Source organism: Pseudoflavonifractor phocaeensis (assembly GCF_016901735.1).
Taxonomy (GTDB): domain Bacteria; phylum Bacillota; class Clostridia; order Oscillospirales; family Oscillospiraceae; genus Pseudoflavonifractor_A.
Genome location: NZ_JACLZC010000238.1, coordinates 1 through 263, shown reverse-complemented (window position 1 = coordinate 263; position 263 = coordinate 1). Strand labels below are relative to the sequence as shown.

At 53.2% G+C, this 263-nt stretch carries 1 rRNA gene; it reads left to right on the top strand.

The annotated features are described in order from the left end of the window. Positions 1-94, top strand: a 16S ribosomal RNA gene (locus tag H7U37_RS15435); the annotation flags it as partial. Between the last annotated feature and the right edge of the window lie 169 nt (positions 95-263).

Here is a 263-nt window from a genome sequence, read left to right as displayed (position 1 = left end):
CGCAAGGAGGGCGCGGCCGAAGGTGGGTTCGATAATTGGGGTGAAGTCGTAACAAGGTAGCCGTATCGGAAGGTGCGGCTGGATCACCTCCTTTCTAAGGAGACTTCAAACAGCTGATGGTTGTTTGTAACGTCCTAAGGTCAGACTTCGGTGAATGAGTGACTTTCACGTTGTTTAATTTAGAGGGCACACGCGTCGGGGGTATAGCTCAGCTGGAAGAGCACCTGCTTTGCAAGCAGGGGGTCATCGGTTCGAGCCCGATT